Source organism: Tistrella mobilis KA081020-065, from assembly GCF_000264455.2.
GTDB classification, from domain to species: Bacteria; Pseudomonadota; Alphaproteobacteria; order Tistrellales; family Tistrellaceae; genus Tistrella; species Tistrella mobilis.
Map to the genome: position 1 here is coordinate 13,756 of NC_017958.1, position 12,685 is coordinate 26,440.

The following is a 12,685-nucleotide window of genomic DNA, read 5'->3' on the forward strand; positions in this document are numbered from 1 at the left end:
TCAAGACACCACGACTTCGCGGAACATGCCGGCATCCATGTGGAACATCAGGTGGCAGTGCCACGCCCAGCGGCCGAGCGCGTCGGCTGTCACCAGGAAGCTGATGCGTTGTGCCGGCTGCACCGGCAGGGTGTGGCGGCGCGCAAGGAAGCGACCGTCGGGGCTTTCCAGCTCGCTCCACATGCCGTGCAGGTGCATGGGATGGGTCATCATGGTGTCGTTGTGCAGAATGACCCGCAGCCGCTCGCCGTGTTTGAAGTGCACCGGCGTGGACTTTCCGAACTCCAGCCCGTCCAGGGACCATGCGTAGCGTTCCATGTTGCCCGTGAGGTGCAGTTCGACCTCCCGGCCAGGGCCTCTCTTGTCCAGCGGCCCCGACGGGGTATGCAGATCCGCGAGGGTCAACACTCGCCGACCGTTGTTGCGCAGTCCGATGCCGGGGTCATCGAGGTTGGTGCGCGCCATGTCAACGCGCATGTCCGTGCTGGCACCATACTCGGTGCGAGCGTGGCGAGCAGTAGTGCTGGGCACGGCCAGTCCCCCCGCCGCCGCGGCGTGTTGGCTGTGATCCATCGCCATGCCACCGTGGTTCATGGCGCCGTGATTCATGCCAGCCATCGCCCCATGATCCATCCCGGACATCGAACCCGAGCCCATCCCGGTCATCCCGGTCATGCCCGTCATGCCCGTCATGCCCGTCATCTCCATGGCCTGGCCGGACCCGCCGTGGTCCATGCCCCCCATCATGCTGCCCATCATGTCGTTCATGGTCAGCCATTCGACCGGATCGAGGGCAGGCACGGGAGCTTGAAGACCTTCACGCACGGCCAGCGTGGCCCGCGCGTAGCCTGTCCGGTCCATCGCCTGGGCGAAGATCGTGTAAGCGTCATCCCGTGGCTGGACGATCACATCGACGGTTTCGCCCGGACCGAATCGGAACTCATCGACGGTCACCGGCTCCACGTCAACACCATCGACGTGCACCACCGTGAGTTTCAGTCCGGGAATGCGTACGTCGTAGAAGGTGTTGCCCGCACCGTTGACCATGCGCAGCCGCACGCGCTCCCCCGGTCGGAACAACGCCGTCCAATTGCCGGCGGGGGTGACGCCGTTGGCCAGATAGGTCAGCGTGGCGGCGGACAGATCGGCGAGATCCGTCGGATTCATCCGCATCTCGTTCCACATCTTGCGCTTGTCGATCGCAGCGGCCATGCCGTCGCGCGAGGCGTCCCGGAAGAAGTCGAAGACGGTAGGTTGGTTGTAGTTGTAGTAGTCGCTTTGGGACTTGAGCTTGGTGAACACCCGCATCGGGTCTTCGTCGGTCCAATCCGAGAACAGCAGCACGTGGTCACGGTCGGCGCGGATGGTCTCGGCGCCAGCGGGGTCGATGATGATCGCCCCGTACATGCCCGTGAGTTCCTGGAAGCCGGAGTGCGAGTGGTACCAGTAGGAGCCGCTTTGCTGAACCTTGAAGCGGTACGTGAAGGTCTCGCCGGGAGCGATGCCTTTGAAGCTAATGCCCGGCACGCCATCCATCTGATACGGCAGGATGATCCCGTGCCAGTGGATGGATGTGGCTTCACGCAGCTTGTTGGTCACACGGATTGTGACGGTGTCACCCTCGCGCCAACGCAATGTCGGTGCCGGCAGCGAGCCGTTGATGGTCGTAGCCACGCCTGGCTTGCCCGTGAAGTTCACGGGCGATTCGGCGATCACCAAGTCGAACTCGGTGCCTTTTAGCACAGGGGCGGCACCGCGCGTCGCGGAGCCTTGCTGGGCAAATGCCTTGAACGCCGGCGTGGACAGCCCAGCGAGAACGCCGCCGGCGGCTAACCCTTGGACGAAACGCCGACGAGAAAGGCCCTGTGGGGGCACGATAAAAAAGGGTGAACGAGGCGGCATGGCCTGAAATCCTCCATAGATGACTCGGAAGTCGTTCTAAACGCCACCCCATCCTGAGCGGCACAGTTCGACGCAATGCAGGTCATGCTATGGGTTGGGCACTTTCCACCGAATGACCCTTGAATTACATTCATGTAATGTTCGTGTCATGTTCGTGGAAGCTGGCAACCAGTAAATTGCTGATTGAAGTGGATGAATGCGTACATCGTGAGCGGCTATTTTTCTGCGCCGCAGCGATTTCATGGGACATGCGATGAAACTGCTGGTCGTTGAAGACGAGAACAAGACGGCGGATTACGTCCGCCAAGGTCTCATGGAGGCGGGATTCGTCGTGGATCTGGCGCGCAACGGATTGGACGGACACCACCTGGCCATGGGCGAGACATACGATCTGGTGGTCTTGGATGTCATGCTGCCGGATGTCGATGGCTGGCGCATCGTGCGTGCCCTTCGAGATGCCGGTAAACAGGTCCCTGTGCTCTTTCTGACGGCGCGTGGCGGTGTAGACGACCGTGTCAAGGGATTGGAACTGGGAGCGGACGACTACCTCGTCAAGCCATTCGCGTTCTCTGAGTTGCTGGCGCGGGTGCGGACGCTGCTGCGACGCGGAAGCGCTCCGAGCCAGCCTGATCGCATCCAGGTTGCCGATTTGGTGCTGGACTTGGCGCGCCGGCGCGCAACGCGCGCTGGCCAACGCATCAATCTCACCAGCAAGGAGTTCGCGTTGCTTGAGCTCCTGGCCCGTCGCCAGGGGGAGGTCCTTCCACGGTCTCTGATCGCGTCGCAGGTATGGGACATGAATTTCGACAGCGACAGCAACGTCATCGATGTAGCCATCCGCCGTCTACGCGCGAAGATAGACGATGCGTTCAATCCGAAGCTCATCCACACCGTGCGTGGAATGGGATACACGCTCGATGCGCCCGATGATGCCCCTGCGCCATAAGCCGCGGCAAAGCCGTCCAGCGTCGCTTGCATTGAGGGTCACGGCCCTCGTTGGTATCGCCACGACCTTGGTGTTTCTTGTGTTCAATTGGGTCATTCTCCGGTCGTTGGAGAACCACTTTGCTCAACAGGATGCCCACGAACTGGAGGCAGTGACAACCGCTTTGGCTCAGCCCTTGCACCAGCTTGCAAGTGACATCGCAAGCGACGAACTGAAGCAACACTTGGCCAACGCAGTCGCAGGACATCATGGGATGACGTACGGCGTCTACGATGGGGCTGGCAATAGCATCTATGCCACGCCCGGTCCTGACCTGTCTAAACTTGCCAGTAGCAAAAAGTTGGTCAACCGCATCACCGCTGACGATTTGATCGTGTGGCAGGAGGATCAGAGGTCATATCGAGGTGTGGTGCTGCAACTGCCTGCTGACGATTCAGCGGCGCCCGGCTACCGCATCGTCGCTGCCATGGACATCGGCTTTCATCTCGACTTCCTGGCGGAGTTCAAGCGCATGCTCTGGTGGGCAACCGGCTTGGTCATGTGCCTGGCGCTCGGTGTGGCTTGGCTGGCGGTGCAGTGGGGCCACCTGCCGATTCGCAAGGTCAATGAAGAGATTCGGGCGATTCGCTCTTCAAAGCTGGATGTGAGGCTGGATCCTCGGGATGTGCCGATCGAACTGGCGGAACTGGTATTCGCCTTCAACGATATGTTGGCGAGAATCGAGGAAGGCTTCACCCGGCTATCACACTTTTCCGCAGACATCGCGCACGAGTTGCGCACGCCCGTCACCAACCTGGTCACGCAGACTCACGTGGCGCTTGGCCAGCCGCGCAGCAACGAGGAATACAGAGAAATCCTCTATTCAAATTTGGAAGAGTTTGATCGGATGGGACGCATGATTGGTGACATGCTGTTTCTTGCCCAAACGGAAAATGATCCCCGCAACTTGCGTCTGTCTACCATTGATCTGTCCGAATTGGTGCGGAGTCTGTTCGACTATTTCGAGGCGCTGGCAGAAGATAGCGGCATTACGCTTGGTGTTAAAGGGGCGATCGGCAGCATAGCGGCGGATCGGGAAATGCTCACCCGGGCGCTGAACAATCTTCTCTCGAATGCAATTCGACACACGCCTCGCGGCAAGAGCATCACGGTCTTGCTTTCGCAGGACGAGCAGTGGACAACGATCAGTGTGGTCAATCCCGGTGAGAGAATTCCTGAGCGCGATCTACCAAAGCTCTTCAACCGCTTCTACCGAGTTGATCCGGCACGGCAACGAAATACGGCGGGCGCCGGTCTTGGCCTTGCCATCGTGAAATCGATTGCGGAGGCACATGGTGGCTCCGTTGCCGTGACCTCCAGTGAGCTTGTCACCAGGTTTGACTTGGTATTGCCCCATCTGCGGCAGTAGTCCGAGGGCGCTGCGGTCCGTCCAGCCAACTGGCGTATCTCTTTGCCTGATTCTGGGATCTACCCGGCCGGCCACGTTGCTACGCGAGCGGGACATTTTTTCTCCGTGACTGCCACGTGCCCAGTCCTAGCGGCAGGCGCCGACATCATGCGCTTGTGTATCCCATCGCTACGTCCACACCGCGCGCGGGGGCCTTTGCTCGGTCGTGATCCGGTCACCGATCGTCGATAGCCTCAGCGGTCAGTGCCGAACGTCTGCCTGCTCGGCGCCTCGATCGCGCGCAGACCTGGCTGTGTGCGCTGAGCCCCTGAGGTGAGTTGGAAGTTGGTCTGCTGGTTCGTTGCGCGGGTATATGTACCCGTAGCTGGGTACAGAGAGTCTTATTGATCAAGATCAAGGTACTGCTATCAGGCGCCGGCTGCATATGAACGCAGCCAACCGCCAAAACTACCTATGCAGGTGTCCACTAAAACTTGACCACTGCACCCCGCCCGAAGGCTTCTCCGACTCGCCCGCTGACGCGGGCCAGGTCAACCCCACAACGACAGGCGAGAACGCCCCGCCATGCCTTGCAGCGCCGGTCTTGAGGCGTGGCGTGGAAGCTCCATAGCGATGCCGGGCGGGTTGTCCCTGAACCGCGTTGAGGACGGCACGCACCTGCACAACCTGCCGCAGCAAGCGCCAGCGTGTTCGCCAGCGTCCCGTCCATCGCGGCGGGGCGCTGGCCGGGCCGATCCGGCGCAGCCGGTTCGGCGGCATCGAGGGGCGCCAAGCATCGCGCGGCGGGGATAGCCCGCAGGGCTTTCCCCTGGAGGCAAGCGAAGCGCGCAGCGCCGCAGGCGCGAAGGCGTGAGCAACTGTCTTGAAAGTCAAGCCTCGCAAGCGCGCAGGCTCCATTCAATTGAAGCGTTTTGCCAATGATTCAATAAATGTTGTATTATCGAATCATGAACGAGACCCAAGCCATTTCCGCCCTCGGCGCCCTGGCCCATACCCAGCGGCTGCGCGTGTTCCGCGCCCTGGTGGTCGCCGGCCCCGAAGGGCTGACACCCAGCGTCCTCGCCGACCAGCTCGACGTGGCCCGCAACTCCCTGTCCTTCCACCTGAAAGAACTGGCCCATGCCGGCCTGGTCACCATCGAGCAGCAGGGCCGCAACCTGATCTACCGCGCCGACTTCACCCAGATGAATGGGCTGCTCGGCTATCTGACCGAGCACTGCTGCCAGGGCGGCGCGTGCGAGGTCACCGAATCCTCCTCTGCCTGTACTTCCTGCTGAAAGGATCACCCCCATGAAGCGCTTTCACGTCCACCTGCACGTCGATGACCTGAACCGCAGCATCGGCTTCTATTCCCAACTGTTCGCCGCGCAGCCCGCGCGCGTCGAAGGCGACTACGCCAAATGGATGCTCGAAGACCCGCCGGTCAACTTCGCCATCTCCACACGTGGCAACAAGCCGGGCATCGACCACCTGGGTATCCAGACCGACGATGCCGAGGAATTGGCGGTGCTGAAGGCCCGCGCCGAGGCGGCCGACATGACGCTGCTGGACGAGGGCACCACGACCTGCTGCTACGCGCGCAGCGAGAAGCACTGGATCACCGATCCGCAGGGCGTGGCCTGGGAGCACTTCCACACGCTGGGCAACATTCCGGTCTTTAACGAAGCGGCGCCTGCAGCGACTTCCGCCGCAGCGTGCTGTACCCCGGTGCGCGGCAAGCCGGTGGGCGTTGCGGTGAAGCCGGCTTCCTCCTGCTGCTGATGTGAGATACCCATGACCACCGACAAGACCTACAACGCCCTGTTCATCTGCACGGGTAACTCGGCCCGCTCCATCCTGGCCGAAGGCATCCTCAATGAATTGGGCCAGGGGCGCTTTCGCGCCTACTCGGCGGGCAGCCACCCCAAGGGCGAAGTCCACCCACTGGCGCTCGCCACGCTGGAGCGGCTGCACATGCCGACCGCCGGCTACCGCAGCAAGAACTGGGACGAGTTCGCGGCGCCCGGTGCGCCGGAGCTGGATTTCATCTTCACGGTCTGCGACAACGCCGCCGGCGAGGTCTGCCCCGTGTGGCCGGGGCGCCCGATGTCGGCGCATTGGGGTGTGCCTGATCCTGCAGCCGTTGAAGGCACCGACGAGCAGAAGCGCAAGGCGTTCACGGATGCGGCGCTGACGCTGCGCCGACGCATCGAATTGTTCCTGTCGCTGCCGATTCAGCGCCTGGATGCCATGTCGCTGCAGCACGAGCTGCGCAGCATTGGTACGAAGTGAGGTTGGCGCGATGAGTGTTGGAACCCAAACGGCCGGCCGCGTGCCGGCCGCCCCCACCATGAGCGTCTTCGAGCGCTACCTGAGCGTGTGGGTGCTGCTGTGCATCGTCGCCGGTATCGCGCTCGGCCAGTTCGCGCCGGGCGTGTTCCAGGCCATCGGCCGCACGGAAGTGGCTCAGGTCAACCTGCCCGTGGGCCTGCTGATCTGGGTGATGATCATTCCCATGCTGCTCAAGGTGGACTTCGGCGCTCTCGGCCAGGTCAAGCAGCACTGGCGCGGCATCGGCGTGACGCTGTTCATCAACTGGGCCGTCAAACCATTCTCGATGGCGTTGCTGGCGTGGATCTTCATCCGCCAGGTCTTCGCGCAGTGGCTCCCCGCCGACCAGCTCGACAGCTATGTCGCGGGCCTGATCTTGCTGGCCGCCGCACCTTGCACAGCCATGGTGTTCGTCTGGAGCCGGCTGACCGGGGGCGATCCTGTGTTCACGCTGTCGCAGGTCGCGCTGAACGACACCATCATGGTGTTCGCCTTCGCGCCCATCGTCGGCCTGCTGCTGGGCCTATCGTCCATCACGGTGCCGTGGGCCACGCTGCTGGTATCGGTCGGCCTGTACATCGTGATTCCCGTCATCCTGGCCCAGTTCTGGCGCCGCGCCCTGCTGAGCAAGGGCCAAGCCGCCTTCGACCGGGCGCTGGAGCGCATCGGGCCGCTGTCCATCGCGGCGCTGCTGCTCACGCTGGTGCTGCTGTTCGCCTTCCAGGGCGAGGCCATCATCCGCCAGCCACTGGTCATCGCCATGCTGGCCGTTCCGATCCTGATCCAGGTGTTCTTCAACTCCGGCCTGGCCTACTGGCTCAACCGCAAGGCGGGCGAGCAGCACAGCATCGCTTGTCCTTCGGCGCTGATCGGCGCCAGCAACTTCTTCGAGCTTGCCGTAGCCGCCGCCATCAGCCTGTTCGGCTTCCAGTCCGGCGCCGCGCTGGCCACCGTGGTCGGCGTGCTGATCGAGGTGCCAGTCATGCTACTGGTCGTTCGGATCGTCAACCAAAGCAAGGGCTGGTATGAGTGCGGCCCGAACCCTGCCCGCGGATAACCAAGACACGACTCATGAGCAACATCACCATTTACCACAACCCCACCTGCGGCACGTCGCGCAACGTGCTGGCTCTGATCCGCAACAGCGGCGAAGAGCCGAACGTTATCGAATACCTGAAGACACCGCCTGACCGCGAAACGCTGCAACGCCTGATCACGGACATGGGCGCGCCAATGCGCGCCGTGCTGCGTGAGAAGGGTACGCCCTATGCGGAATTGGGCCTCGATGACCCGAAGTGGGGTGACGAGCAGTTGATTGGCTTCATGCTCCAGCACCCCATCCTCATCAACCGGCCCATCGTGGTGACCCCGCTGGGCACGCGCCTGTGCCGGCCCTCAGAGGCCGTGCTGGACATCCTGCCGCAGCCGCAGCGCGGCGCGTTCCGCAAGGAAGACGGCGAAGCCGTGGTGGATGCGGAGGGTCGCAGGGTCTGAGACCTCCCGCACAAGCGGCAGGCAATCTGAAGTGAGGCTGGTATTATCGAATTTCGTTATCGATATTCGATATGAAAGAGAAACCTACTCCACGTGCCATGGAGCACCACGACCTGCTGTCGGGGCTGATCCGCCTGCATGTGCTGCACCACGCAGCCGAGCAGGAGATCTACGGGCAATGGATGATCGACGAGCTGGCCCACCACGGCTACCGCCTCTCCCCCGGAACGCTGTACCCGATGCTGCACAAGATGGAGCGCGACGGCTACCTCGTCTCCCGCCAGGAGCGTGAAGGGCGCACCGTGCGCAAGCTCTACACGATCACGCCCAAGGGCAAGGAAGGCTTGGCGCTGGCCAAGGACCGCATCCGGGAGTTCACCGGGGAGGCGATGCACAAATGACAGATTCCACCAACACCTTGCAGCATGAGGCCGCTGCCGCGCGCGGCTCACCCGTCGAAGTCTTCGGCGCCTTCCTCAAGCTGGGGCTGACCTCCTTCGGCGGGCCGATCGCGCATCTGGGCTATTTCCGCTCGGAGTTCGTCGAGCGTCGCCGCTGGCTGGATGACCGCAGCTACTCCGATCTGGTCGCCCTGTGCCAGTTCCTGCCGGGGCCGGCCAGCAGCCAGGTCGGTATGGCGCTGGGGTTGGGCCGCGCGGGCTGGCTGGGGCTGCTGGCGGCCTGGGCCGGATTCACCTTGCCATCGGCGATTGCGCTGATCCTGTTCGCCTTTGGCATCGCCGAGTACCAGGGGCTGGCCCAGTCCGGCTGGGTGCACGGGCTCAAGGTCGTCGCCGTGGCCATCGTGGCGCAAGCGGTCTGGGGGATGGCCAAGTCGTTGTGCCCGGACCGGCCGCGCGCCGCGCTGGCCATTCTGGCGGCGCTGCTGACCATGGTCCTGCCCTCGGCCGCGGGACAGCTTGCCGCCATCGCGGTGGCAGGGCTGCTGGGCTGGTGGACATTGAAGATCGCGCAACCCGGCGGCGGCCACGCCCACAGCTACCCCGTCTCGCGCAAGCTGGGCATCGTGGCGCTGCTGCTGTTTGCCGCACCGCTCGTCGGGCTGCCCCTGTGGGCGGCAGCCACGGACTCGTCCACGATAGCCCTGCTGGAAGGGGTGTACCGCTCCGGTGCACTGGTCTTCGGCGGTGGACACGTTGTGCTGCCGCTGCTGCAGGCCTCGGTGGTGCCCAGCGGCGTCGTGAGCAATGCCGACTTCCTGGCCGGCTACGGTGCGGCGCAGGCCGTGCCGGGGCCGCTGTTCACTTTCTCGGCCTACCTCGGCGCGGTCGCCCACGGACCGCTGCATGGCTGGATCGGCGGGCTGGCACTCCTGGGCACGATCTTCCTCCCCGCTTTTTTCATGCTGGTCGGTGCACTGCCGTTCTGGGAAGGGCTGCGCCACCGCGCGGGCATCCAGACGGCCATGGCCGGCATCAACGCCGGCGTGGTCGGTATTCTGGTGTCCGCCCTCTATGACCCGGTATGGACGAGTGCCATCCACAGCAAGGCGGATTTTGGGCTGGCGCTGCTCTCGTTCGGACTGCTGACGGTGGGGCGCGTGCCGCCGGCGCTCGTGGTGCTGTTAGCCGGGCTGGTGGGCTGGGTCATGGCGATGGGCGTCTGAATCTCATGTGGCACACCCTGACCATCCAGCTCCGACACGAAACCGCCGACGACATTGCCGCCATCGAAGCGGTCACGACCGCCGCCTTCGCTGATGCACCACACACCAGCCACACCGAGCAATTCATCGTGCGCGCCTTGCGTGCCGCCAACGAACTGACGCTTTCCATCGTGGCCGAAGAACATGGGCGCGTCGTCGGTCACGTCGCGCTGTCGCCAGTAACGATCACCCATGAGCACAGGCGAAAGACCGAGGGCTGGTATGGGTTGGGGCCGATCTCCGTCCTGCCGCCAAGGCAGGGGCGAGGCATCGGTTCGCGCCTGATGGAACAGGCGCTGTCTGAACTGCGGGCTATGCAGGCCGCAGGCTGCGTGCTGCTGGGAGATCCAACGTACTACACGCGCTTTGGCTTCCAGGCCCATGCGGGCTTGCAACTGCCGGGCGTGCCGCCCGGCTATTTCATGGCGCTGGCCCTGCATGGGACAGTGCCGGAAGGCATCGCGCACTACAGCGATGCCTTCAACGCCGCCGCCTGAGCCAGCGCGAAGGCGGCGGCGTTTTAATTCGGCTATTGGCCTTGAACACCGGGCGCGGCCACTGTCGCACCCGGATTTCGCGTCCACCGCGCCCAGGGCGGAACGGCCTGGGCGCGGTGCTGATCGCGGTTATTCCTTCGTCTCGATGCGCCACCACACAAAGCGAAGCGCCCCGGTCGAGGCCGGGGCGCTTGCCTTCGGCGCGGGTCAAGCGGCCAGTGCCTCGGCGGGTTCATCCGCCATTGCCTCGGTATCCTCCGGGGCGTCCTGCTCCGGGCCTTCTTCCTGCGCGGCCTCCTGCGGGCCTTCGGCCTTGAAGATGGCGGGCATCCAGCCGGTGCCATCGGCCAGCCGCTCGGCCTCGCTGGCAATGTCGGCCTTCTTGAGCTTCGCCAGCCGGGTGACGAATTCCGGTGCAAACGCGCCCACGGCATCCAGAATCACGGCCTTGGAAACGTGCTTGAAGTAGCCTTCTGCGGTCGGCTTCCACCATGCGGCCATGTCGAGGCCCACGGCCTGCGCCAGTTCTGCGCCGGGCTGGTGCGGCGTGGCACGGGGCGTCACCACGTCCACCGTGGAAGCCACGCACACGGCCAGCAGCCGCACCAGTTCGTCTTGCGACTTCGCCAGCAGCGCGGCGAACAGTTCGGCGCTGTCCTCCGGCAAGGCTTCCCCGGCTACCTGTTGCAGTTCGCGCAGCGCCACAGCGGCGGGCGACTCCGGCCAGTCCGGGGCCATGCCTTCCAGCCGGTCTTGCACTTTCAGGCTCACGCCCAGCGGCAGGTCGTGGCCGTGGTAGCTGTCCTGCAAAACCTTCTGCACCATGCCATGCACCAGCGCGGCCAGCGCGACGTGCGGATGCCGGGCCACTTCGATTTGCAGCGCCGCCGTGCGGTGGGCGCTCAACCGCTGCGCCAGCTGGTCGGACAGGCTCGCGGCCTTGGGCGGGTCGTCGGCGTCCTCGTGCTCCTCGTTGGCGGCTTCGCCTTCGGTGCTGCCGAAGCCGCGCCGCAGCTTTTCCAGCGTGCGCAGCGCCTTGGCCTCGGCTTCGCGCAGCAGGCCGCGATGAATAACAGCCTCGCCGTTGCGGTCGATGGTGACGATGGCACCGGCCACCTCGCGCACTTCGGGGGCGTAGCCTTGCAAGGCATTCTCCGCGTCTTGCAGTTCTCCGACCACCTGATCGCGCCGCTGTTCCAGCTTCTCGGCCTTGGCCTCGTCCTCGGCGTCGCAGGCTTCTTCCAGTTCGGCGTCGATCTTTTCGAGGCGGGTTTCCAGCGAGGCGATGCGGCGGGCCTCGCGGGTGGTCGGCTCGCGGCGGTGGCGCGGGGCGTTCTGGAACGCCTGCCGTTCCTCGTAGGCCAGATGCGGCACGGCCTCCACCCATGCCCAGCCCTCGGCGCGCACGTCCTCGGCCAGCGTTGCCAGCTTGTCGCGCACGAGCGTTTCCAGCACTGCGGTATCGGTGAGGTAGGTTCCGGCATCGCCTTCCGCGAACAGGTCGCGGCGGATGCCGCCGCCTGCCTGCCGGTAGGCGTCCAGCCCGACGAAGCGCACCAGCGCGTGCGCGGCGTCGATTTCGCGCTCGGTCAGGCGCTCGCGCAGCTTGGACGGGCTGCGCTGCCATTCCGGCGCACCATAGAACGTGGCTTCCTGCGCGGCGTGGTCGTCGGCGAAGGGACACAGCAAGACCGCCCCCTCACGCCACCCACGCACGCCGGTTTTCGGCAAGCGGAGCGCGCAGGCACGGATCAGCGAGCCGGGCCGGAGGCGCCAGCGATGGAAGCCCGACAGGGGCGAGACTCGCGCAGCGAGGCTCAATGCGCAGCACGACAGCGCGACGGCGGCACGCCGGGACGCCCGACTGCTTGGGACAGGACTACTCGTTGTCGGTCTTGCGCGGCTCGATGTGCAACTGTCCTTGACGTGCAGCCGGGCGTAGTTGCGAAGGTACAGCGTGTCGTACTGCTTATCGGGCGATGTCAGGTGCACCACCATCAGGAAGGCGGGGGACTGCTTTTGGACGGTGATGCCCTGGCGCACCACATCGCGGGCAGCCGGGCCTGAGCCTGGGCGACGCGGTTTTGTACCCGCACCGTCGCGTCATCGGCGTTGATGCCAGAACGGAAGGTGACCGTGGTCACCAGCACGCCGTCGGAGCCGGCGACAGACTTGATGTACATCATGCCTTCGACGCCGTTGATCTGCTCCTCCAGGGGTGTCGCCACGGTCTCGGCAATCACCTTGGGGTTGGCGCCCGGATACACGGCGCGCACCACGACCTTGGGATATTCGCTGATCGGCAGCGCCGGGATCGCGAGCAGGCCCGAGACGAAGATGACGATCGACAGCACAGCCGCGAAGATCGGCCTGTCCATGAAGAACTTGGAGAGGTCCATGGGCTAATACCTTGAAAGGAGTCCAGGGGGAAGCGCGCCGCGCCGCTCGTTGTGTGATACGTC

Annotated in this window: 11 protein-coding genes and 2 pseudogenes; 10 read left to right on the forward strand and 3 right to left on the reverse strand. The window is 64.3% G+C overall.

The annotated features are described in order from the left end of the window. Nucleotides 1-1,902: a copper resistance system multicopper oxidase gene (locus TMO_RS23845; RefSeq protein ID WP_081599071.1), complete on the reverse strand. Its 1,902-nt coding sequence runs from the start codon at nt 1,900-1,902 to the stop codon at nt 1-3. Nucleotides 1,903-2,155: 253 nt separating this feature from the next. On the opposite strand from TMO_RS23845, the gene TMO_RS23850 reads away from it, so the two are divergent. The 10 genes from TMO_RS23850 (at nt 2,156) to TMO_RS23895 (ending at nt 10,223) form a co-directional block, all read left to right on the forward strand. Then, complete coding sequence (locus tag TMO_RS23850; protein ID WP_003097513.1) at nt 2,156-2,848, forward strand: heavy metal response regulator transcription factor; 693 nt, start codon at nt 2,156-2,158, stop codon at nt 2,846-2,848. Continuing rightward, complete coding sequence (locus tag TMO_RS23855) at nt 2,820-4,256, forward strand: Cu(+)/Ag(+) sensor histidine kinase (protein ID WP_051045613.1); 1,437 nt, start codon at nt 2,820-2,822, stop codon at nt 4,254-4,256. The genes TMO_RS23850 and TMO_RS23855 overlap by 29 nt, the downstream gene beginning before the upstream one ends. A gap of 947 nt (nt 4,257-5,203) precedes the next feature. Continuing rightward, the gene (locus TMO_RS23860) at nt 5,204-5,533 is read left to right on the forward strand and encodes an ArsR/SmtB family transcription factor (protein ID WP_003116799.1); all 330 of its coding nucleotides are present in this window, start codon (nt 5,204-5,206) and stop codon (nt 5,531-5,533) included. Nucleotides 5,534-5,546: 13 nt separating this feature from the next. Next, the gene (locus TMO_RS23865) at nt 5,547-6,017 is read left to right on the forward strand and encodes an ArsI/CadI family heavy metal resistance metalloenzyme (protein ID WP_003107243.1); all 471 of its coding nucleotides are present in this window, start codon (nt 5,547-5,549) and stop codon (nt 6,015-6,017) included. 12 nt (nt 6,018-6,029) lie between these two features. After that, a complete protein-coding gene (locus tag TMO_RS23870) occupies nt 6,030-6,527 on the forward strand; it encodes an arsenate reductase ArsC (RefSeq protein ID WP_003107241.1) in 498 nt (165 codons plus the stop codon). A gap of 10 nt (nt 6,528-6,537) precedes the next feature. Then, nucleotides 6,538-7,623, forward strand: a complete 1,086-nt coding sequence (gene arsB, locus TMO_RS23875; protein ID WP_003109696.1) for an ACR3 family arsenite efflux transporter — start codon at nt 6,538-6,540, stop codon at nt 7,621-7,623. Nucleotides 7,624-7,637: 14 nt separating this feature from the next. Next, complete coding sequence (gene arsC, locus TMO_RS23880; protein WP_003107236.1) at nt 7,638-8,060, forward strand: arsenate reductase (glutaredoxin); 423 nt, start codon at nt 7,638-7,640, stop codon at nt 8,058-8,060. A 98-nt stretch (nt 8,061-8,158) separates the two neighbouring features. Beyond that, nucleotides 8,159-8,461 (forward strand): PadR family transcriptional regulator, encoded by a 303-nt coding sequence (locus TMO_RS23885; protein ID WP_003107234.1) that lies wholly within the window; start codon nt 8,159-8,161, stop codon nt 8,459-8,461. Continuing rightward, on the forward strand, nt 8,458-9,687 hold the full coding sequence (chrA, locus tag TMO_RS23890) for a chromate efflux transporter (protein WP_003107233.1): 1,230 nt from the start codon (nt 8,458-8,460) through the stop codon (nt 9,685-9,687). Before TMO_RS23885 ends, chrA begins: the two co-directional genes overlap by 4 nt. Before the next feature lie 5 nt (nt 9,688-9,692). Next, nucleotides 9,693-10,223: a GNAT family N-acetyltransferase gene (locus TMO_RS23895; protein WP_003107230.1), complete on the forward strand. Its 531-nt coding sequence runs from the start codon at nt 9,693-9,695 to the stop codon at nt 10,221-10,223. A 207-nt stretch (nt 10,224-10,430) separates the two neighbouring features. Here TMO_RS23895 and TMO_RS23900 read toward each other — a convergent pair. Both TMO_RS23900 and TMO_RS23905 read right to left on the reverse strand, forming a co-directional pair. Beyond that, nucleotides 10,431-11,897, reverse strand: a pseudogene (locus TMO_RS23900) (chromosome partitioning protein ParB); the annotation flags it as partial. A gap of 243 nt (nt 11,898-12,140) precedes the next feature. Then, nucleotides 12,141-12,622 (reverse strand): annotated as a pseudogene (locus TMO_RS23905) (efflux RND transporter permease subunit); the annotation flags it as partial. Nucleotides 12,623-12,685: the final 63 nt, after the last annotated feature.